This window comes from Gilvibacter sp. CC01 (assembly GCF_055755295.1).
In genome coordinates this window covers 2,470,188-2,490,955 of record NZ_CM146909.1, presented here as the reverse complement: position 1 = coordinate 2,490,955, position 20,768 = coordinate 2,470,188, and the positions used below count along the sequence as shown (strand labels likewise).

Here is a 20,768-nt window from a genome sequence, read left to right as displayed (position 1 = left end):
AGAAAACCAACCATTTTAGATTAAACGTGAAAATCCTCGATGGCATTAGCATCGCAGTGCAGCAATTTCTGGCCGAGATCCACAAAGGCCGCTCTACTTACGTTTATCGAAAATTCAAATCAAACATGTATGAAGTATAAAGTACTCCTCCTTTTGGGACTGCTGCTGTGCGGACCCTTAGCAGCGCAGGAATATTTTCCTGACAACGACAGTGTAAAAGAACAGAACACGAATTACACTGCGTTTACAGGAGCCACTATCTATGTGACTCCAACCAAAAAATTTGACAATGCCACTTTGGTCATCAGAGATGGAAAAGTTGTGGCCGTTGGCACCAATGTTCGAATTCCGCAGAATTCTATTATGGTAGATGCCAGTGGTACTACGATCTATCCGTCATTTATTGACCCTTATTCCGAATTCGGAGTGAAAAAAGCGCAACGCGCCCAAGGTGGAGGTCGCTCTCCGCAGTACAGCCCGACTAGAGCGGGTTATTATTGGAACGACCATATAATGCCAGAGTACAACGCCATTGCAGACTTTAAATTCGACGATAAAACTGCTGCCACCATGCGCAATGCAGGGTTTGGAGTCGTAAATGCCCACCGTAACGATGGAATCGCTCAAGGTTCTGGAGTCTTGGTGGCTTTGAACAGCAAGGGAGACGATGCAGACCGTGTAATGAACACTGCTTCTGGGCAATTCTTTTCATTTAATAAGAGTGTTGCTTCCAGACAGTCCTACCCTACTTCGCTTATGGGCGCTATGGCCCTGCTAAGACAAATGTATCACGATATGCGTTGGTACGAAGCTGGCAACAGCAATACTACAGACCGTTCTTTAGAGGCCTTAATTGCCAACAAGGGAATGACTGCCATATTTAATGCAGGAGACAAAGGAAATGACCTTAGAGCTGATAAGATCGGAGATCAGTTTGGCATTCAATACGTTATTGTTGGCGGTGGTGATGAGTACGAAGCCATAGCCGATATCAAGGCGACCAATGCCACCTATATTTTGCCGATTAACTTTCCGGACGCATATGATGTATCGAATCCTTATCAGGCAGACTACGTGACCTTGGCAGACATGCGTGCCTGGAATCAGGCGCCGAGCAATCCAAAAGTTATGGCAGAGAATGGCGTGCCATTTGCCTTTACGACGCACGATCTAAAATCTGCGGCAGACTTTAAAGGCAAACTCATGAAAGCGATCAAATACGGTTTAGACAAGACCAAAGCCTTAGAAGCGCTAACCACGGTACCTGCTCGTATTTTAGGTATGAGCGAAACCTTGGGGAATTTGAATCCTGGAGCTCAAGCCAACTTTTTGATCACTTCTGGTGACATCTTTGAAAACAGCACAACGCTTTACGAGAACTGGGTACAAGGAACCAAGAACGTCATTAATGATCGCAACAAAAAAGACATAAGAGGAACCTATACGCTCAATGCAGGTGGAAAGTCTTATGAGATGATCTTATCTGGAGATGCCGGAAAGCCAAAAATCGAAGTAAAGCAAGGAGAGACCAAATTTCCGGCCAAACTTTCTTATGACGACGGTTGGGTGATCCTTTCTATGACCGACGAAGCAAACAACGACATCTATCGAATGACAGCTGCTGTGATGAGCTCCTCGGACAATTTAAGTGGAAGATTGGTCTTGCCCAACGGCAGAGAAACTAGTTTTAACGCAAACAAAACCGCGGGCCCAGAGGAAGCAGAAAAGCAAGCCGAAGGCGATGATAGCGAAGCACCTACAGTTGTTGGTATTACCTATCCGAACATTGGTTACGGATACAAATCGGTTCCGCAGTCGCAGAATATCTTATTCAAGAATGCAACGGTTTGGACAGGTGAAGCAGAAGGAATACTCATGAATACAGATGTTTTGGTTCGCGACGGAAAGATCGCCGCGATTGGCCAGAACCTCAACGCTAGAGGTGCACGCGTTGTAGACGCCACCGGAAAACATCTCACGGCGGGTGTCATAGATGAACACTCCCACATTGCCGCCTTAGCCATTAACGAAGCTGGACATAACAGCTCCGCAGAAGTTACCATAGAAGATGTAGTAGACCCGGAAGACATTGACATTTATCGCAATTTGGCAGGAGGAGTAACTTCTATTCAGATCTTACACGGATCGGCCAACCCAATTGGTGGACGTTCTGCAATAATCAAACTCAAATGGGGAGAAAGTGCAGACAATATGATCTATGACAACACGCCTAAGTTCATAAAGTTTGCTTTAGGAGAAAACGTGAAGCAGTCTAACTGGCAGAGCTTTAGTCGTTTCCCACAAACGCGTATGGGTGTTGAACAGCTTTATATGAACTATTTCAGCAGAGCTAAAGAATACGACGCTAAAAAGAAAAGCGGTGCCAATATTCGCTATGACGAAGAATTGGAAGTCCTTGCAGAGATCTTAAACGGAGAACGTTTTATCTCTTGTCACTCTTATGTGCAAAGTGAGATCAATATGTTAATGAAGGTGGCCGAGAAATTCGACTTTAGAGTCAACACCTTCACCCACATCTTAGAAGGTTATAAAGTTGCCGATAAAATGGCAGCGCATGGTGTGGGCGGCTCGACCTTTAGTGACTGGTGGGCCTATAAGTACGAAGTAAACGACGCTATTCCATATAACGCGGCGATCATGGCGCGCGAAGGAGTTGTTGTGGCTATTAACAGTGACGACGGAGAAATGTCGCGTCGTTTGAATCAAGAGGCGGCCAAAACTGTTAAGTACGGAGGCATGAGCGAAGAAGAAGCCTGGAAGATGGTTACGCTCAATCCGGCTAAACTCTTACACATAGACGATCGCGTAGGAAGCATCAAAGTAGGCAAAGACGCAGACTTGGTATTGTGGACAGACAATCCGTTATCGGTTTATGCCAAGGCGGAGCAAACCTATATAGAAGGAGCCCTTTTCTTTGATATGACCAAGGACGCTGCTATGCGTGCAGCGATTCAGCAAGAACGCAACGAGCTCATTAAGATGATGCTCGACGACAAAGGCGGAAACAACGGAGCTAAACGCCGTCCGGGAAGCCGTCCGAAGCAACGATTCACATGTGAAACCCTTTAAAACTCAGGAAAAGATGAAAAATATATTCAAATACCTTTTAGCCTTTGCCCTGATCGTTTCAGGGACAAGCTTAGCACAGCAAACCCCGGGAGATGCGCAAAGTGGTGCTATCTCCGTTACAGGGGTAACCGCTCATATAGGCGACGGAACCGTGATAGAGAATGCAACTATAGTTTTTGAGAACGGAAAGATCACCGCCTTAGGTGATGCGTCTACCCCAACTCGTGGTACGGTTATAAATGCCAATGGTAAACATATGTATCCAGGCATAATCGCGCCAGCCAAATCCTTAGGTCTGGTAGAGGTAAACGCCGTTAGAGCCAGTGATGACCAAGACGAATTGGGTGAGTTCATTCCTCACATCCGCAGTCTTATTGCTTACAACGCAGAATCTAAAGTGGTAGAGTCCATGCGCCCCAATGGTGTGCTTCTTGGGCAAACTACTCCTCAAGGAGGACGCATTTCCGGTACATCTTCGATAGTACAGTTTGATGCCTGGAACTGGGAAGATGCTGCAGTAAAAGAAGACGATGGCATACACCTAAATTGGCCGCGTAGCTTTAGACGTGGACGTTGGTGGTTGGGAGAGCCAAGAGGTTTCCAACCCAACAAAGACTATAGCGAGCAAGTTAGCGAGATCGCCAATTTTATGAACAACGCCAAGGCCTATGGAAAAGCTACGGATGCAGAACGCAACCTAGCCTTTGAGGCTACCCTACCGCTTTTTGACGGCGGTAAGACCTTGTATCTTTATGCTGATGGCGAAAAGGAGATCATAGACGCGGTAAACTGGGCACGTGACAACGGTATCAAGAAATACGTGCTTGTTGGCGGCTACCACGCTTATAAGATCACAGACTTCTTAAAGCGTAATAATGTACCCGTTCTAGTGAGCCAAACGCACGCCTTACCAAACTTTCAAGACGACGATTACGACCTGCCATATAAATTGCCAAAATTGTTAGACGATGCAGGCCTTTTGGTAGGTATTCAAAATGCTGATATGTCTAACTTCCAGACCCGAAACATGGCATTTTATGCCGGGCAAGTAGTAGGACAAGGCATGGATAAAGAACGAGCTTTACAGCTTATCACAGGGAACAATGCAAAGATCTTGGGTATCGACGATATGTACGGCACCTTAGCGGTTGGTAAAAGTGCTACCTTCTTCGTATCCGAAGGAGATGCCTTAGACATGCGCACCAACATCTTGACCCATGTGTTTATAGATGGACGTGCTGTTTCATTAGAAACACACCAGACCGAGCTTTGGAAGCGTTACAGCAAGAAGTACGGTCAGAATTAATAAGTATTTAGACTACTAAAGGAACCGTCATTTATGGCGGTTCCTTTATTTTTGGAGTTATGAGACGATTATTTTTAGGGGTATTTGCTTTGCTGATGTTTTCTGGACAGAGCCAGGCCCAGGTAGACGAAGACCAGCTTGGGGCTTGGTACATGTATTTTTGGACGGCTGATCTGGAGAATTCCCGTTGGGGATTCCAAGGAGATATCCAATATAGAAACTGGGATGTTATTGGCGATTTGGAGCAGCTATTGCTCCGCGGCGCTGTGACCTATCGCCCCAAGGACACTAATGTTAAATTGGCTTTGGGTTACGCCAACATCACTACAGGCGCCTTTGGCGATGACTCCTCGACCGTAAATGAAAGCCGTATTTATCAAGAAGCGCTCATGCCTCAAAAGGTAGGCGGGCGTTTGTATTTTACCCACAGATTCCGTTACGAACAGCGCTTTAACGAAGGACAAGATTTTAGAACCAGATTCCGTTATGGACTCTTTTTGAACATTCCGCTTAGTGGTAAGAAAATTGTGGCCAAAACCTGGTATCTAGGATTCTACAACGAATTGTTCATCAATGGGGAACGCAATATTGGCGACGGGAGAAGAGTCAGTACTTTTGACAGAAACCGCTTATTTGGTTCTTTGGGATACGCGATAAAATCCAACCTAAAAATACAGCTTGGCGCCATGCGACAGATAACCAACAATGTAGATAAGACCCAATTGCAATTGGGCGTGTTTCACAGTTTTTAATTAACAAGAAGCAGAAGGGCAGGCGTATTGAATGGGGATTTCTGTAAAGGATCCTCTAAATTCTAAAACCTCATCAGAACTGCCTACAGGCGTGCTTACCAAACCACCAATAACGGTAAAAGTTCCGCTAATATAGTCTGGAGTTGAATCGTCAAAATTGAGTTCAAAGTCAGTCACAACAAGCTCTCCCGAACCATTATAGGAGTTATATGAACTATATTGTACCAATTCCCCATCATCACCCGCTGCTTGATAGGATAAAAGTACGCGTACATCCAAGCAAGGATCGGGTCTTGAAGCCTCATAATCTCCCAAGGCATAACTTATAAAACCTACATTGGTGATGCGGATGCGAACAGAAACTGAAGAACCGTCCGGATTAAAATTTTCTGCAAGCATAGTCACCAAACAACCTTCATTGCCAGCACCTTCTACTCTATCGCTTAATATTAACAATGCGCCATCCGCCTCTACAGACATGGTTCCAGGTGCGGCTTCTGGGATAAGGCTCAGATCGTCCTCCAAGGGATCTTCTGTCACATCACAGGTAGTAGCCGTAAGCAGCGCGAAAAGCGGAAGTAATAGAAGTTTTTTCATAGGTAGTGTTCACTTAGTCTAAAGATAAGGACTTGTTTCAAAAGCGTGGATCAAAGGTGCGAGATTTATCACTCCGCGCAAGCGCAAAGCCTCCCCAGTTAAACTGCTGTAGAGCATAATGTCAAAATTCCCGCTGACATATCCGAACAGATCTTCATCAGGGGCGAAACCATAGAAAATTGGCAGATCACAGCATTCGGGCAATACGAATTCGGTAAGTTCCAAAAAACTTTCGCTGTCGAGTTCGGCGTCCGAATAATAACTTTCAGTGACGCTACCATCGGCTTCCGCAAACCACAGGCCAAGTCTAATTCGACTGTTAAAATTGGAGTATTGAATACAAGACAGACCAGGGTCCAATGTATTATTTAAAGTTCCCAGTTCAACTTTTACCACATGTAAAACAAGAAATAATCTGGTACCGTCCGCATTCTCCTGTTGATGCCAGATTCGTATTCTGTCCACTTCTTCTCCGTCAACTTCACAGCCACTTTCATAATAACTCATAGCATTTACTGTAGTCAAAGTAGCCACGGCACCGTCTGCTTCGACAACGATCTCACCAGGCTCCGCCACTAATGAAGCGATTACAGGATCAATAGCCTCCGTAGGTTCATCAGATTCACACAGAAAGGCGGTAAATAAGAAGAAGATCGGTAAATAATAAAGAATTCTCATAACAAGCTGCTTTCTTAATAGACTGCAACTTGTTAAAAGGTTGCGTAAAAATTTAGTGCGGCACTATTTCTGCCCCTTCTGGCTTGGTAAAAAGAGAATTGTCCAATTGGGTTTCTGTAATGTTCACCTTATTGAAATTCACCTCGTTTCTTGGCTTTGTGGGCTTTCCGTCTTCTACAGTATACCAGGTCAAGGTTTTAGGCAAGACCAATCCATTGATCTCTTGCCATTCGGAGTATTTAATGAAGGAAAAATTCTCTTTCTTTTCATTGTCGCGATAGGTCACGGTATAGGCCAACCAGGCCATTTGTCCAGTTTCTGGGTCGCGATAGATGATGTATTCGTCCTTTGGAGAATCACCCACCCCATCATTATAGGAGATCAGTGTCCCCAGGTATTTCTTACCTTCAAACTCCAAGGGTTCTGCCAATTGCTGATAGTTTACCCCCGGATCTGCCACAATAAAGGGCATAGCATAGAAATAGAAATACAAATTGTGGTAAAAGCGCGCATTGCCCTTATAAGCCGTTGTATCTTGGTCTAACCATACGTTAGTACCATCATAACCGATCACCCAGTCCTTATGCTCAATTCGGGCTCTTCTACTTTTAAGGTCTGTAGAATGCTTTTCGCTACCACTAGCTTTGTCGATCTCAAAACACAAATTGTTCATACGGTCCCATTGCGCAATTCCACCGTGAGCCTCAAATAAGGGACCAATGCTTTTTGGGAACACTCGCGGGGGCACAGTATTAGTAACTTCTTCTGATTGCTGTGGAGTTTGTTGTTCTTTTTGGGATTGATTTTGGTTACAAGCCAAGAGCGTGAAAGCGACAAGGCCCAATAGTAATGGTTTCATAGGGTTAGTTTATCTTTACAAGATATTAAATAAGTGCTTTAGTCTGTCCATGACCAAATTAATTACAAGTCCGCAGAACTCTTTTATCAAATCCTTGATCCCATTGCGGGACAAGTCTCGATCTAGACGTCAAAGTGGCACCTTTTTTATAGAAGGTCAACGGGAACTACGCATTGCACTGAAGCACGATTACATAATAAATCAGCTGTTATTGTGTACCGACTTACTGAGCGATATTGAACTTGAGAACTGGACCCAAGTTCCGGCGCAAGAACACATTCATATCAATCAAGAGGTTTACGCCAAATTGGCCCTCAGAGATTCCACAGAAGGAATCTTGGCAGTGGCCTCGGCCAAATCTCACGATTTGGAGGCGCTTCGCCTCACAAGCCAAGCTCCGCTTGTGCTTGTGGCCGAGGCCCCAGAAAAACCTGGGAATATAGGCGCATTGCTACGCACCGCAGATGCGGCCAATTTGGATGCCGTGATCATTGCTAATCCTAGAACCGATCTGTACAACCCAAACATCATTCGCTCTAGCGTGGGTTGTTTGTTCTCCAATCAGGTGGCTACTGGAACTACTGAAGAAGTACTCAGCTATTTGAAAGAGAACAGAATTAAAACCTATGCCGCCTGCTTAGAAGGCGCAGAACCTTATCACCTGCAAGACTTTTCACAAGCTTCGGCCCTAGTTGTGGGTACAGAAGCGGATGGACTTAGCGAGCAGTGGCTCGATAATTCGGACGCGCGAATTAAGATCCCTATGCAAGGAAGTATTGATTCTATGAATGTCTCTGTCGCTGCAGGGATACTCATTTTTGAAGCCAAACGCCAACGCAATTTTAAAAGTTAATGACTCCGCAGAACTTATTTCTACTCCTCATTGGATTGTTAGTGGTCAATTACCTTTTTGACCTGTTTTTAGGGTATTTGAACGCCAAACGTTTTAAGAACGATCCGCCGGAAGTTTTGGCAGATCTTTACGATGCAGACGAATACCAACGGTCTCAAGCCTACAAGGCTGCAAGTTATCGTTTTGGCTTACTCAGTGGCGGTGTTTCGTTCCTCGCAACCTTAGCTTTCTTTTTGTTAGACGGATTTGCTTGGGCAGATGCTCTAGCGCGTAGCTGGAGCTCCAATGAAATCGTGGTGGCCTTAGTTTTCTTTGGTGTCATTTTGCTAGCCAGCAGTATTATCTCCTTGCCATTCTCCTATTATCGCACTTTTGTGTTGGAAGAACGCTTCGGATTCAATAAAACCAACAAAAAGACCTTTGTCTTGGACAAGATAAAAGGCGCCTTGCTCGGAGGACTTATTGGTGGAGGACTCCTAACTGCGCTGATTTTGATCTATCAAGAAACGGGCAATAATTTCTGGTGGTATGCTTGGATAGTCATAACGATATTCAGCCTGCTGATGAACTTCTTTTACACCCGACTTGTCGTTCCGCTTTTTAACAAACAATCCCCTTTAGAGGCTGGGCCACTAAAAGAGAAATTACAGACCTATGCAGAAAAAGTAGGCTTTACGCTGTCTAAGATCATGGTTATAGACGGATCTAAACGCAGTACCCGTGCCAATGCCTATTTCTCGGGCTTTGGGCGTCAAAAACAAGTAACGCTCTACGACACCTTGCTGGACGATCTTAGCGAAGAAGAGGTTGTCGCTGTCTTGGCGCACGAAATTGGGCATTATAAACGCAACCATATTCCCATCAATCTGTTTCTGGGTATCGCGACTACAGGATTCACCCTGTTCATTTTCTCCCTCTTGGTAGACAATCCCATATTGTCAGAAGCGCTTGCGGTGACAGAGCCTTCTTTTCATTTGGGACTGATCGCCTTTGGAATACTCTACTCCCCGCTATCGGAGATCACCGGACTACTTATGAACTTTATCTCACGGCGTTTTGAATTTCAGGCCGATGCCTATGCTGCAAAGACCTTTAAGGCACAACCACTTATAGATGCACTAAAAAAACTCGCCAAGAACAACCTCAGCAATCTGAGTCCACATCCTACCTATGTGTTTGTGCACTACTCGCATCCACCACTGGATCAGCGGATTGAGGCCCTTGCCAAACAAGGAGCTCAAGGCGCATAAAGCTGACAAGCTAGCAGGGGTTTACTATGGGCATGGAAATTGTTGTGTATTGTAAGACGAAATTGTACTTTTAAGTAATGACTGAGGAGTTTATAGAAGAAGAGAACAAGCAGATCGCTAAAGAGTATAAGGAGCTGCTGCGTATCAGTTATCAGACCCTGAGCCGGGAAGATAAAAAACTGATCCGCGATGCCTTTGACATTGCGGTAGACGCCCACAAAGATCAGCGCCGAAAATCTGGCGAGGCTTACATATTCCACCCTATCGCTGTTGCGAAAATTGTCGCTTCAGAGATTGGCTTGGACGCAACCTCTATTGCCGCAGCCCTACTCCACGATGTAGTAGAAGACACAGAGTACACCCTTAAGGATATTGAACAGATGTTTGGCGAGACGGTAGCCCGTATTGTAGACGGACTCACTAAGATCTCTAACCTGCAGTCAGAAAAAGACGTATCGCTCCAAGCGGAGAATTTTAGAAAGATGTTACTCACCCTCAATGAGGATGTGCGGGTGATCATCATCAAGATCGCAGATCGTTTGCACAATATGCAGACCATGGAGAGCATGCCGGCGCACAAACAGGTCAAGATCGCCTCTGAAACACTTTACATCTATGCTCCGCTAGCCCATCGTATTGGCCTTTACAATATAAAGACGGAGCTAGAGGACCTCGGACTCAAATACACAGAACCCGAGGTTTACCAAGACATCTTTGACAAAATCGAAGACAGCAAAGAAGACAGCAAAGAAGAGCAAACGGCCTATATCAAAGAATTTTCTAAGGTCATTCAAACTTCTTTAGACGAGGAAAAGCTCAGCTATGAGATCAAAGGGCGTCCAAAGTCTATCTTTTCCATCCGCAGAAAAATGCTTAAGCAAAACGTAACCTTTGACGAGGTTTACGACAAGTTTGCCGTGCGGATCATCTACAAATCAGATCCGGAGAATGAGAAGTTCATCGCCTGGAAGATCTACTCCATAGTAACAGATCATTTTAGACCAAACCCAACACGACTGCGCGATTGGATCTCCTCGCCTAAAAGTACAGGTTATGAAGCCCTGCACATTACCGTTATGGGGCCAAAAGGCCGATGGGTGGAGGTACAGATCCGTTCTCAGCGCATGAACGAGATCGCCGAGAAAGGCTATGCAGCGCATTACAAATACAAGAATACCGAAAAAGAAGACCAAGGATTAGACGACTGGTTGAACAAGCTTCAAGAGACCTTGGAGAATTCAGAGATCAATGCGGTGGATTTTGTTGCCGATTTTAAACTGAATCTCTATGCCAAAGAGATCTTTGTCTTTACGCCGCAAGGGGATCTAAAATCCTTACCTAAAGGTGCTACGCCACTAGACTTTGCCTTTTCTATCCATACCGAAGTGGGTATGCGTACACGAGGTGCCAAAGTAAATGGCAAGCTGGTACCACTGAGTCACGAACTAAAAAGTGGGGATCAGGTGGAGGTATTAACCTCTGAGAAAGCAAAACCTTCTGCCAGTTGGTTAGATTACGTAACCACAGGGCGGGCGCGCTCTAAAATCAAATCCTCGTTAAAGGAAGAGGTCAAGGAGATAGCCGCAGAAGGCAAGGTTGTACTGGCGCGTAAACTCAAATCGCTCAAGATCGCATTAGACGAAAAAACGGTGAATCAATTGGTGGTGTACTTTAAGCTGCAAACCAGTTTAGATCTTTTTTACCGCGTGGGCTCAGGGATCATCGACAACAAAATGCTCAAGGATTTTGCTGCCTCGCGCAACAACGCCTTGATCAGTTTCTTTAAGAATCGTATCCGCAAGCCACAAGAGAAAGAGAACATCAACAAAGATGAGATCTCGGTAAACTACGATCAGCTTGTTTTTGGGAAAGATGAGCAAAAGCTAGATTTCACCATGGCCAACTGCTGTAATCCTATTCCAGGCGACCCAGTTTTTGGTTTTACCACGGTGAACGATGGCATTAAAGTGCATAAAAAGAACTGCCCGAATGCGATTCAAATGCAGAGCAATTACAGCTACCGCATTTTACCCGCTAAATGGATAGATTCTAGCCAGCAAGATTTCAGTGTCGATCTGGAGATCACAGGAATTGATAACATCGGTCTGGTAAACGAAGTGACCAAGGTGATCAGTAACAATATGCATATCAATATGCGTTCTATCAATTTTAGCAGTAATGACGGCATATTCACAGGCTTGATCACAGTGGTAGTAAAGAACAAGACCATCCTTAATAATTTGGTGAATAACATCAAGAAAATTAACGGAATCGATAAAGTATCAAGACTCTAAAAAAGTGTAACTTTGCCGCATACTATGAGTGCGAAAACGGCTAACAACAACCAAGCGATAGTTAAAAACGTCTTTACCGGTTACCTGGAAGAAAAAGGGCACCGTAAAACGCCAGAACGCTTCGCAATTCTTCAAGAGATCTACGACAGTGAGGAGCATTTCGATATCGAATCCCTCTACATCAAAATGAAGAATAAAAAATACCGCGTTAGTCGCGCGACGCTCTACAATACCATAGAATTGCTGTTGGAGTGCGGCTTGGTTCGCAAGCATCAGTTTGGGAAAAATCAGGCGCATTACGAAAAGTCCTATTTTGACAGGCAACACGATCACGTCATCTTGGAAGATGGCGAAGTGATCGAATTCTGCGATCCACGGATCCAATCGATCAAAAAAACGATAGAAGAGATTTTTGATATCGAGATCACCAAACACTCACTCTACTTTTACGGCAACCGAAAACAACCGACTAAATAAGCTTATATGGCAGTAGATTTGCTTCTAGGACTCCAGTGGGGAGATGAAGGAAAAGGAAAAATCGTTGATGTACTTACCCAGAATTACGACATAATTGCACGCTTTCAAGGAGGCCCTAATGCAGGACACACCTTGGAGTTTGACGGAATTAAACACGTTTTACATACTATCCCGAGTGGGATCTTTCACGAAAACGCTGTAAACGTGGTTGGTAATGGTGTTGTTATCGATCCGGTGATCTTTAAGCGCGAATTGGACAATCTGAAGCAATTCAATATAGACATTAAGTCGAGACTGCTTATCTCCCGTAAAGCCCATTTGATCTTGCCTACCCATCGATTGTTGGATGCAGCCAGTGAAGCATCTAAGGGAAAGGCCAAGATCGGTTCAACCCTTAAAGGAATTGGCCCAACCTATATGGACAAGACCGGACGAAACGGTATTCGTGTAGGGGATATAGAAATGAAGGATTGGAAAGCTCGCTATCGCGCTTTAGCCGACAAGCATGAGGCTATGATCGATTATTACAATGCAGAGATCGAGTATGATTTAAAAGAATTAGAGGCCGAATTCTTTGCAGCTGTAAAAGTACTTAAAGAATTGACCTTCATAGATAGCGAAGAATATTTGTACCGCGCACAACAAGACGGAAAAAAGATCTTGGCAGAAGGTGCTCAAGGATCCTTACTCGACATAGACTTTGGGACTTACCCTTACGTGACCTCCTCCAACACCACTGCTGCAGGAGCCTGTACTGGTTTAGGCGTGGCACCAAATAAGATAGGAGAAGTCTTTGGAATTTTCAAGGCGTACACCACCCGTGTGGGTAGTGGCCCCTTCCCTACTGAGCTTTTTGACGACTATGGAGAGACCATGGGACGCGTAGGTCGTGAATTCGGAGCTACCACAGGTCGTCCTAGACGCTGCGGATGGTTAGACCTTGTAGCCCTGAAATACGCCGTTCAAGTGAACGGAGTTACGCAGCTCATGATGATGAAAGGCGATGTATTGAGTGGATTCGACAAGTTGATGGTTGCTACCGCTTATAAATACAAAGGCGAGACCATTACGCACTTGCCGTATAATATCGAGCCAGAGAACGTGGAGCCGATCTATACCGAAATGAAAGGTTGGTCGCAGGATCTGACCGGAATGACAAAGGCAGACCAATTGCCAGAAGCGCTGAATGATTACATTGCTTATTTGGAGCAGGAACTTCAAGTACCGATCAAGATCGTTTCTGTTGGACCCGACCGTACTCAGACCATTCACCGATAGGAAATTATATCTTTTTTCACAGTTCGCCTGCTGGCATTTGTGTACTTTTGAGCATGCATCGCGCTAATTTCATAAAAGCCTTACTCGCTTTGGTGTTGCTGACTCTGCCCTTTTCGGCTACAGCACAAAACGACCCTAAGCCTTCTAAGGTGGACATCAAGTCTGGCTATTTGGAAAAACGCCCTGATTTTCCAGATGCTGTTATTTACACCAAAGACAATAGTGGTCAAGTATTTATAGTACACGAAGGTGTAGAAATGTGGTGTGATCAGGCTTTTGTATACCTCAAAGAGAATTTTGTCAAAGCCTATGGCAAGGTCCGAATCTCTCAGGGTGATACGGTGGTTATGAATTCCAAGTATGCCGAATACAACGGCAACACACAATTTGCATTTGCCACCGGCGATGTCGTTCTAAAAGAACCTAAAACAACCTTAAGGACAGATACCCTCTATTTTGACCGCATTAAACAACAAGCCTTTTACCGCAGCGGCGGAACCGTTATAGATACGGCCAGTACGCTGACCAGTAATGTAGGACGCTATTTTGCCAACAATAAGAAGTATCAGTTCTTATCCGACGTTAAAATCGTCAATCCGGAGTATACGGTAAATTCCAACCAATTGGATTTCTATTCGGAATCGGGAGGCGCTTATCTCTACGGACCTTCTACTATAGTCAGCGAAACCAGTACCGTTTATTGCGAACGCGGTTATTATGACACCCGAGGCGATACCGGTTACTTTGTAAAGAATTCCAAGATAGACTACGAGACACGTACCTTATATGGGGACAGTATCTATTTTAATCGAAACACCGGCTTTGCTAGCGCTACCAACAACATTAAGATCTTAGATACGGTTAACAGTTCGGTGATCAGAGGTCATTATGCGGAGGTCTTTAGGCCAAAGGATTCCTTATTTATAACCAAACGCGCCGTAGCAATAACAGTTCGCGACGGGGATTCGATCTACGTACACGCTGACACCTTACGAGTTACAGGTCCGGAGGACAATAGAATACTAAAAGGTTTTCACAGAGCGCGCCTCTACAAAAGCGATATGAGCGGTAAATGCGACTCTATCTATACTTCTGAACGCATTGGACTTACTAAGATGATTACCAATCCGGTGCTTTGGAGTGGGGAGAACCAAATGACGGGTGATACCATTCACATCCTGTCCAATACAGTGACCGAGCAATTAGATACCCTTAAAGTATTTGAAAATGCCTTTTTGATACAAAAGGACAGTGCGGGCTACAATCAAGTTTCTGGAGTTCGATTAACCGGTTTGTTCACAGAGAATGAATTAGACACTGTGAATGTAGATCAGAACGCGGAGGTAGTCTATTACGCTCGCAATACAGATACTAACAAACTAGAAGGCATAAACAACACTATTGGCAGTAGTATACAGATCACCTTAGAGAATCAAGACATTATTGGCATTCGCTTCATCAATCGTGGAACCGGTAAGTTTTTTCCAGTAGGTATGTATCCGGAGGAGAAAAAGCTCTTGCCCGGATTTAATTGGCGCGGTGATGAACGTTTGCGATCTGTAGACGATCTGTTCTTGGGTAAACCGCCTCCAAAATTGGTTAAAATCCGCGGTATTCCTCTGCCAGAAGACGAAGGGGAATTTTTCGAGGATGTCCCAGAAGACGAACTGGATATCCCAGAATATTCGAACTTAAAGCCCAAGGACCTCTTAAACGACCCGGAAGGGCCCAAAGCTCAGGTCCGCGATACTATACAAGACAAGGCCGCGCAAGAAAAGGCAAAATTCTTTCCAGGTAAAACGACCAAGAAAGACAATCAAGACAACGAACAAGACGAAGGAGGTCAATAGATGCTCGAGGATTTTTTTAAACATCAGGCGCAGACTACTCCACACCCACTGGCCATGGAAGTGCAGCGGGCAGAAGGCTCTTATATCTATGACGCAGCAGGGAATGCCCATTTAGATTTTGTTGCCGGAGTATCGGCTTGTAGCCTAGGCCATAGACATCCACGGGTCGTATCCGCAGTAAAAAAGCAGCTAGATAGTTACTTGCATGTAATGGTCTATGGTGAATACGTACAAGAGCCCGTTGTCACTTTAGCGAAAAAGTTAGCTGAGGCCCTGCCTGATCCTTTAGACACTACCTATTTTACAAATTCTGGGACTGAGGCCATAGAAGGTGCCATAAAACTCGCCAGACGCGTTACCGGACGCAGTGAACTCATTGGAGCCAACAAGGCTTATCACGGCAGTACTATGGGTTCTCTGAGTCTTATGGGCTTCGAGGAGCGAAAATCGGCCTTTAGACCTCTCATTCCAGACTGCAGATTCATCAATTTCAATCATTTTGATGAAATCGAAAAGATCACTACAAAAACCGCCGGGGTTGTGGTCGAGACCATTCAAGGAGGGGCAGGCTTTATAGTTCCAAAAAAGGGTTACCTCAAAGCCCTTTCGGCACGTTGCAAAGAAGTTGGTGCGCTATTGATCTTAGATGAGATCCAACCAGGTTTTGGACGTACCGGTGAGCTCTTTGGTTTCATGCATTACGATCTGATACCGGATATTGTGGTTATGGGTAAAGGTATGGGCGGCGGTCTGCCGGTTGGTGCATTCACAGCCAGCGCTGCGCAGATGAAACAACTACAAGACAAGCCAAAGCTAGGACATATAACCACTTTTGGGGGGAATCCGGTAATTGCGGCGGCTGCCCTTGCTACACTAGAAGAACTGCAAGAATCGACCTTAATGGCCGATACTTTAAAAAAAGAAGCTCTCTTTAGAAGTCTGTTAAAACACCCGCTTATCAAGGAAGTTCGGGGGAAAGGCCTTATGCTGGCGCTGATTATGGAAAGTGCAGAAATAGCCAACACCTTGGTTCTGGAAGCGCAAAAGGCCGGATTGATCTTGTTTTGGTTGCTTTTTGAACCCAAGGCCGTACGAATTACCCCACCACTAACAGTCTCAGAAAGTGAAATTCGGAAAGGTTGTCAGGTTATTCTCGACCTATTGGAAAAAATTGATAAGAAGTAGACTTTTGTAAGCATCTGATTATCAGTTAATATTGCCCTTAAAATTCTGTTAATTACTTTGTTGACAACATAATCGGCACGAGAATTGAACCCCCAATTACATTGTTACCTTTAATATGGAAGAAACTTAAAACCCCGCTTATGCAATTTGGCGATAAGGACTCTACTAACTTCTCACTTACCCGTTTCGAATCCATGCTGAAAACTAACAATGTGCTCTTCTTTGACGCAGAAGAGTTCGAAGAGATCATTCAGCATTATTTGGATAACGGTAAAATGGCGCTTGCTAAAAAGGCAACCAAACTCGGTTTGGAGCAGCACCCAACTGCCACGAATTTGAAGTTGTACAAAGTAGAGGTTTACATATTTGAGAATAAACTCGACCTGGCGGATACCCTTTTGGACGAACTCTACAGCTTAGAGTCTTCCAACGAGGAGATCTTGATCCAAAAAGCCAATGTACTGTCGCGTCGCGATAAGCACAAAGAAGCCATTGACCTGTTAGGGAAAGCGCTAGAGATCACCAACGATGCTGCGGATGTACTCTCTCTTATTGGGATGGAGTATTTGTTCTTGGAAGATTTTGAAAAGGCCAAGAACAACTTCATGCGATGTCTAGAGATAGACAATCAAGACTATTCGGCCCTTTACAATGTGATCTATTGTTTCGACTATTTGGAACAGCATCAAGAAGCTATTGACTATTTGAATGACTTTTTGAATGCTAACCCCTACTCTGAGGTGGGATGGCATCAGGTTGGGAAACAATATTACACCCTTAAAGAATACAAAAAGGCGCTTGCCGCTTATGACTTTGCCATTATTTCGGACGATACCTTTATTGGCGCTTATCTAGAAAAGGGAAAGGTCTTAGAGAAACTGGGGCGTTACAACGAGGCCATTAGCAGTTATACCATCACCTTGGAATTGGATGACCCAACTTCCTTTGCGCTGCTACGCATTGGAAAATGTCATGAAAAACTACGCAACGACGAGCTCGCCTTGCAGTTCTACCACAAATGCATAGAAGAAGATGGCCTTTTAGACAAGGGATGGATAGCCATTACCGACTACTACAACCGTAAGAAGAACTATCAAAAAGCGCTGTATTACATAGACAAGGCCTTGAATATTGATAGTGAGAACGTGCTTTATTGGAAGCGTTATGCGGTTATCAATAAGAATCTGAATCTTTTTGAAGAGGCAGAGCACGGTTATCGCAGAACCATTGAACTGGGCAACTACGAGATCGATTCCTGGACCTCCAGAACCGATATCTTGATCCAGCTCGGTGAATACGAAGCAGCAATTAACAACCTGCATCAGGCTGCCGAATTTTACCCCGATGCCGTTGAGATCGAGTTCCGTTTGGCTGGTTTGCATTATCTGTTGGGAGAAGAGAACAAAGGGCAGTTCCACCTGAACAACGCCTTGCGTTTAGATGTTGAATACAGCATCATTATCGAAGAGTTGTTCCCTACTGTTTTTGCCAAAGCTATCGTGCAAAAAATTATTCGTCAATACGAAAACGCTTCTCGCTAGGAATCGTTATTTTTGGGGGAATTCCATTACGGATCTATGGCATCTAACGCGCTTATTTCCCACCTTACCACCTATCTAAAAGGAATCGCCATGGGCGCCGCAGACGTGGTACCCGGAGTTTCTGGTGGAACTATAGCCTTTATTACAGGTATTTATGAAGAACTAATAGGCACTATCCACAAATTGGATCTGGGCTTGTTCAAGTTGTGGAAGCAAGACGGCTTTAAAGCCATGTGGCGTCATTACAACTTGGGCTTTCTGGCTGTACTTTTTATGGGAATCGCTACCAGTATATTCTCATTGGCCAAGCTGATCACTCATCTGTTAGAATCTCATCCGGTTTTGGTCTGGGCGTTTTTCTTCGGATTGATCGTAGCCAGTATCATCTATGTGGGCAAACAGATCGAACGATGGAATATAGGTGTCCTTATAGCGCTAGTTGTGGGAACAGCCGTTTCATACAGCATTACCATTGCAGAACCCATAGGGTCTCAAGATAGCCTTTGGTTTATGGCTCTAGCTGGTTTTATAGCCATAATCGCTATGATCTTACCTGGTCTTTCGGGAGCCTTTATTCTCTTGCTCCTAGGGGCTTATGAACCGGTGATAGGAGCCATATCTGGCCTTATAGATGGTTTGAGTGGGGAATCTGATCTAATGTGGGAATCGGTTTTAAAATTGAGTGTATTTGCTGTTGGAGCTATTGCAGGACTCAAAGCATTCTCAGGAGTATTGAATTGGATGTTCAACAACTACAAAGCAATAACTCTGGCCGTATTGACAGGTTTTATGCTGGGCGCACTTAACAAAGTATGGCCCTGGAAAGAAGTACTTTCTACCCGTATTAACAGCAAAGGAATCGAAGTTCCCTTATTAGAAGAAAGCATTGCGCCAGCGAATTTCAACGGAGATCCACAATTAGTGGGAGCAATTAGCTGCGCTGTAGCCGGCTGTGTATTGATATTAGGCTTCGAATGGCTTGCAAAACGTAAATCCACACTTGCAGATGGCCGCCAAGCGTAGTTTTGCAGACGGAATTTGGTTGGTCCTAAAGGGTCTGGCTATGGGAGCGGCCAACAAAGTTCCTGGAGTTTCAGGAGGTGTGGTCGCCTTTGTTGCTGGCTTTTACGAAGAGTTCATTTACTCCCTTCAAAAGATAAATAGAAAGGCATTTGCCTTACTTTTTAACGGACGCTTCCGCAGTTTTTACGACTATGTGAACGGGCAGTTCTTAGGCCTGCTCATCTTGGGGATGCTGATCAGTTATTTCAGTGTATCTAAGATCTTGGATTATTGGTTGCAGCATTACGAGCTCTATGTTTGGAGCGGATTCTTTGGAATGATCTTAGGCTCCATCTACTACATTGGCCGCGATTTCAAAAAATGGAACAAACAGACCATCAGTCTTTTGATAGTAGGTGCGCTTTTAGGCATTAGCATTAGTTTTTTAGAACCTGCAAAAGAGAACGACAATTTATTGTTCGTATTCTTCTGTGGAATAGTTGGGGTCTCAGGGATGACCCTACCGGGACTGTCCGGTTCGTTCATTCTGATCCTTTTTGGCAACTATGTTTTATTGTTGGTCGATGCAGTAAACGCCCTTTACGACACGGTGGCCAACATTCTCAGTTGGGATTTCTCCTTTACGGACGATCCGCAGCGGCTTAGATTACTCTTGGTCTTAACTGTGTTCGCTTTAGGGTCGCTAACTGGACTTGTCACGCTCTCGCACGGACTAGGTTATGTGCTTAAGCGCTTTAAAGGAGCAACCTATGCAGCCATTATTGGTTTTATTACCGGTTCGCTGGGCGTGGTTTGGCCTTGGAAGAACAAGATCTATGAACTGGACGCTTCGGGCGCCATCGCTATAGACGCCAATGGCGACGCAATAGTAAGCAATTACGAACGGTATTTTCCTGAAATCATGAGCAGTCATACGCTTTGGGCGGTAGTTTTCATCGCCCTGGGAATCCTTCTCATTTTATCCTTGGGTTGGTACGATACTTATAAAAGACGCTGATGGCACGCTTTGGATTGATCGGGAAGAATATAGACTATTCCTTTAGTCGCGGATATTTCAAAGAAAAGTTTCAGAACTTAAGGCTTGACCATACCTATGAGAATGTCGATCTGCCATCCGAAGCGAACTTGGAGCACTTCTTTGCTAATATGCCGGATTTTAAAGGTCTCAATGTCACCATTCCTTATAAAAGCGCTGTAATACCGTTCTTAGATGAATTAGACCCGGTAGCGGAGTCTATTGGAGCGGTAAATACCATCAAGATCACCGCAGACAACCGACGCATTGGATTCAACACCGATCACCACGGCTTTGTTAAAGCCTTAGAACCCTTTTTGCCGCTGGAAGATCGTTCCGCTCTAATCCTTGGCACAGGTGGGGCAGCCGCAGCAATTGTGCACGCCTTAGCCAACTTGGACTTCAGAATCCAATTTGTTTCTCGAGAGGCTTCGGAAACAGCCTTGAGCTACGAGCAGGTCAATCGTTATGTAATTCTAGATCACTTACTGATCGTGAATTGCACCCCTTTAGGAACCTTCCCCAAAGTAGAGGCGCATCCAGATATTCCTTATGATTTCTTGAGCAACAACCACTTGCTTTTCGATCTGGTCTACAACCCGGAAGAGACCACTTTTATGCGTTTGGGCGCCGAAAGAGGGGCTCGCGTCACCAATGGCTATAAGATGCTAGTTGGGCAAGCAGAAAAGGCCTGGGAAATCTGGAATTCCTAAACTAGAA

Annotated in this window: 17 protein-coding genes; 14 read left to right on the top strand and 3 right to left on the bottom strand. The window is 44.8% G+C overall.

Features of this window, described 5'->3' with window-relative positions:
- The first annotated feature begins 129 nt into the window (after nucleotides 1–129).
- The 3 genes from AC0J2F_RS11760 to AC0J2F_RS11750 are packed head-to-tail and all read left to right on the top strand — an operon-like array spanning nucleotide 130 to nucleotide 5,148.
- On the top strand, nucleotides 130–3,090 hold the full coding sequence (locus AC0J2F_RS11760) for an amidohydrolase family protein (RefSeq protein WP_473007817.1): 2,961 nt from the start codon (nucleotides 130–132) through the stop codon (nucleotides 3,088–3,090).
- A gap of 13 nt (nucleotides 3,091–3,103) precedes the next feature.
- Nucleotides 3,104–4,396, top strand: a complete 1,293-nt coding sequence (locus AC0J2F_RS11755; RefSeq protein ID WP_473007816.1) for an amidohydrolase family protein — start codon at nucleotides 3,104–3,106, stop codon at nucleotides 4,394–4,396.
- 59 nt (nucleotides 4,397–4,455) lie between these two features.
- The gene (locus tag AC0J2F_RS11750; protein WP_473007815.1) at nucleotides 4,456–5,148 is read left to right on the top strand and encodes a DUF2490 domain-containing protein; all 693 of its coding nucleotides are present in this window, start codon (nucleotides 4,456–4,458) and stop codon (nucleotides 5,146–5,148) included.
- On the opposite strand, the gene AC0J2F_RS11745 is transcribed toward AC0J2F_RS11750, so the two are convergent.
- The 3 genes from AC0J2F_RS11745 to AC0J2F_RS11735 are packed head-to-tail and all read right to left on the bottom strand — an operon-like array spanning nucleotide 5,149 to nucleotide 7,282.
- On the bottom strand, nucleotides 5,149–5,745 hold the full coding sequence (locus tag AC0J2F_RS11745) for a hypothetical protein (RefSeq protein ID WP_473007814.1): 597 nt from the start codon (nucleotides 5,743–5,745) through the stop codon (nucleotides 5,149–5,151).
- Between the two features lie 18 nt (nucleotides 5,746–5,763).
- Nucleotides 5,764–6,423 carry a hypothetical protein gene (locus tag AC0J2F_RS11740; RefSeq protein ID WP_473007813.1) on the bottom strand — a complete coding sequence of 220 codons (660 nt, stop codon included), beginning with the start codon at nucleotides 6,421–6,423 and terminating at the stop codon, nucleotides 5,764–5,766.
- A gap of 52 nt (nucleotides 6,424–6,475) precedes the next feature.
- Nucleotides 6,476–7,282: a DUF6503 family protein gene (locus tag AC0J2F_RS11735; RefSeq protein WP_473007812.1), complete on the bottom strand. Its 807-nt coding sequence runs from the start codon at nucleotides 7,280–7,282 to the stop codon at nucleotides 6,476–6,478.
- A 49-nt stretch (nucleotides 7,283–7,331) separates the two neighbouring features.
- Between AC0J2F_RS11735 and AC0J2F_RS11730 the strand changes: the two genes are divergently transcribed.
- The 11 genes from AC0J2F_RS11730 to AC0J2F_RS11680 all read left to right on the top strand — a co-directional run bounded on the left by AC0J2F_RS11730 (nucleotide 7,332) and on the right by AC0J2F_RS11680 (nucleotide 20,761).
- Nucleotides 7,332–8,135, top strand: a complete 804-nt coding sequence (locus AC0J2F_RS11730) for a TrmH family RNA methyltransferase (protein ID WP_473007811.1) — start codon at nucleotides 7,332–7,334, stop codon at nucleotides 8,133–8,135.
- A complete protein-coding gene (locus tag AC0J2F_RS11725; RefSeq protein ID WP_473007810.1) occupies nucleotides 8,135–9,385 on the top strand; it encodes a M48 family metallopeptidase in 1,251 nt (416 codons plus the stop codon). Before AC0J2F_RS11730 ends, AC0J2F_RS11725 begins: the two co-directional genes overlap by 1 nt.
- 77 nt (nucleotides 9,386–9,462) lie before the next feature.
- Entirely contained in the window at nucleotides 9,463–11,679 is a 2,217-nt protein-coding gene (locus tag AC0J2F_RS11720) for a RelA/SpoT family protein (RefSeq protein ID WP_473007808.1), read from the top strand.
- 24 nt (nucleotides 11,680–11,703) lie between these two features.
- On the top strand, nucleotides 11,704–12,156 hold the full coding sequence (locus AC0J2F_RS11715) for a Fur family transcriptional regulator (protein WP_374958342.1): 453 nt from the start codon (nucleotides 11,704–11,706) through the stop codon (nucleotides 12,154–12,156).
- Between the two features lie 6 nt (nucleotides 12,157–12,162).
- Nucleotides 12,163–13,434, top strand: coding sequence for an adenylosuccinate synthase (locus AC0J2F_RS11710; RefSeq protein WP_473007806.1), 1,272 nt, complete (start codon nucleotides 12,163–12,165; stop codon nucleotides 13,432–13,434).
- Between the two features lie 53 nt (nucleotides 13,435–13,487).
- The gene (locus AC0J2F_RS11705) at nucleotides 13,488–15,284 is read left to right on the top strand and encodes an OstA-like protein (protein ID WP_473007805.1); all 1,797 of its coding nucleotides are present in this window, start codon (nucleotides 13,488–13,490) and stop codon (nucleotides 15,282–15,284) included.
- A complete protein-coding gene (locus tag AC0J2F_RS11700) occupies nucleotides 15,285–16,469 on the top strand; it encodes an aspartate aminotransferase family protein (protein ID WP_473007803.1) in 1,185 nt (394 codons plus the stop codon).
- Nucleotides 16,470–16,609: 140 nt separating this feature from the next.
- Nucleotides 16,610–18,010: a tetratricopeptide repeat protein gene (locus tag AC0J2F_RS11695; RefSeq protein WP_087522970.1), complete on the top strand. Its 1,401-nt coding sequence runs from the start codon at nucleotides 16,610–16,612 to the stop codon at nucleotides 18,008–18,010.
- Between the two features lie 36 nt (nucleotides 18,011–18,046).
- Nucleotides 18,047–19,033, top strand: a complete 987-nt coding sequence (locus AC0J2F_RS11690) for a DUF368 domain-containing protein (protein ID WP_473007802.1) — start codon at nucleotides 18,047–18,049, stop codon at nucleotides 19,031–19,033.
- Nucleotides 19,017–20,030: a DUF368 domain-containing protein gene (locus tag AC0J2F_RS11685; RefSeq protein ID WP_473007801.1), complete on the top strand. Its 1,014-nt coding sequence runs from the start codon at nucleotides 19,017–19,019 to the stop codon at nucleotides 20,028–20,030. The genes AC0J2F_RS11690 and AC0J2F_RS11685 overlap by 17 nt, the downstream gene beginning before the upstream one ends.
- Nucleotides 20,030–20,761, top strand: coding sequence for a shikimate dehydrogenase family protein (locus tag AC0J2F_RS11680; RefSeq protein WP_473007800.1), 732 nt, complete (start codon nucleotides 20,030–20,032; stop codon nucleotides 20,759–20,761). Before AC0J2F_RS11685 ends, AC0J2F_RS11680 begins: the two co-directional genes overlap by 1 nt.
- Nucleotides 20,762–20,768 lie beyond the last annotated feature (7 nt).

Coding starts and splice junctions, on each gene's coding strand:
- AC0J2F_RS11760 (WP_473007817.1), top strand. CDS start 130: ATGAAGTATAAAGTACTCCTCCTTTTGGGACTGCTGCTGTGCGGACCC.
- AC0J2F_RS11755 (WP_473007816.1), top strand. CDS start 3,104: ATGAAAAATATATTCAAATACCTTTTAGCCTTTGCCCTGATCGTTTCA.
- AC0J2F_RS11750 (WP_473007815.1), top strand. CDS start 4,456: ATGAGACGATTATTTTTAGGGGTATTTGCTTTGCTGATGTTTTCTGGA.
- AC0J2F_RS11745 (WP_473007814.1), bottom strand. CDS start 5,745: ATGAAAAAACTTCTATTACTTCCGCTTTTCGCGCTGCTTACGGCTACT.
- AC0J2F_RS11740 (WP_473007813.1), bottom strand. CDS start 6,423: ATGAGAATTCTTTATTATTTACCGATCTTCTTCTTATTTACCGCCTTT.
- AC0J2F_RS11735 (WP_473007812.1), bottom strand. CDS start 7,282: ATGAAACCATTACTATTGGGCCTTGTCGCTTTCACGCTCTTGGCTTGT.
- AC0J2F_RS11730 (WP_473007811.1), top strand. CDS start 7,332: ATGACCAAATTAATTACAAGTCCGCAGAACTCTTTTATCAAATCCTTG.
- AC0J2F_RS11725 (WP_473007810.1), top strand. CDS start 8,135: ATGACTCCGCAGAACTTATTTCTACTCCTCATTGGATTGTTAGTGGTC.
- AC0J2F_RS11720 (WP_473007808.1), top strand. CDS start 9,463: ATGACTGAGGAGTTTATAGAAGAAGAGAACAAGCAGATCGCTAAAGAG.
- AC0J2F_RS11715 (WP_374958342.1), top strand. CDS start 11,704: ATGAGTGCGAAAACGGCTAACAACAACCAAGCGATAGTTAAAAACGTC.
- AC0J2F_RS11710 (WP_473007806.1), top strand. CDS start 12,163: ATGGCAGTAGATTTGCTTCTAGGACTCCAGTGGGGAGATGAAGGAAAA.
- AC0J2F_RS11705 (WP_473007805.1), top strand. CDS start 13,488: ATGCATCGCGCTAATTTCATAAAAGCCTTACTCGCTTTGGTGTTGCTG.
- AC0J2F_RS11700 (WP_473007803.1), top strand. CDS start 15,285: ATGCTCGAGGATTTTTTTAAACATCAGGCGCAGACTACTCCACACCCA.
- AC0J2F_RS11695 (WP_087522970.1), top strand. CDS start 16,610: ATGCAATTTGGCGATAAGGACTCTACTAACTTCTCACTTACCCGTTTC.
- AC0J2F_RS11690 (WP_473007802.1), top strand. CDS start 18,047: ATGGCATCTAACGCGCTTATTTCCCACCTTACCACCTATCTAAAAGGA.
- AC0J2F_RS11685 (WP_473007801.1), top strand. CDS start 19,017: ATGGCCGCCAAGCGTAGTTTTGCAGACGGAATTTGGTTGGTCCTAAAG.
- AC0J2F_RS11680 (WP_473007800.1), top strand. CDS start 20,030: ATGGCACGCTTTGGATTGATCGGGAAGAATATAGACTATTCCTTTAGT.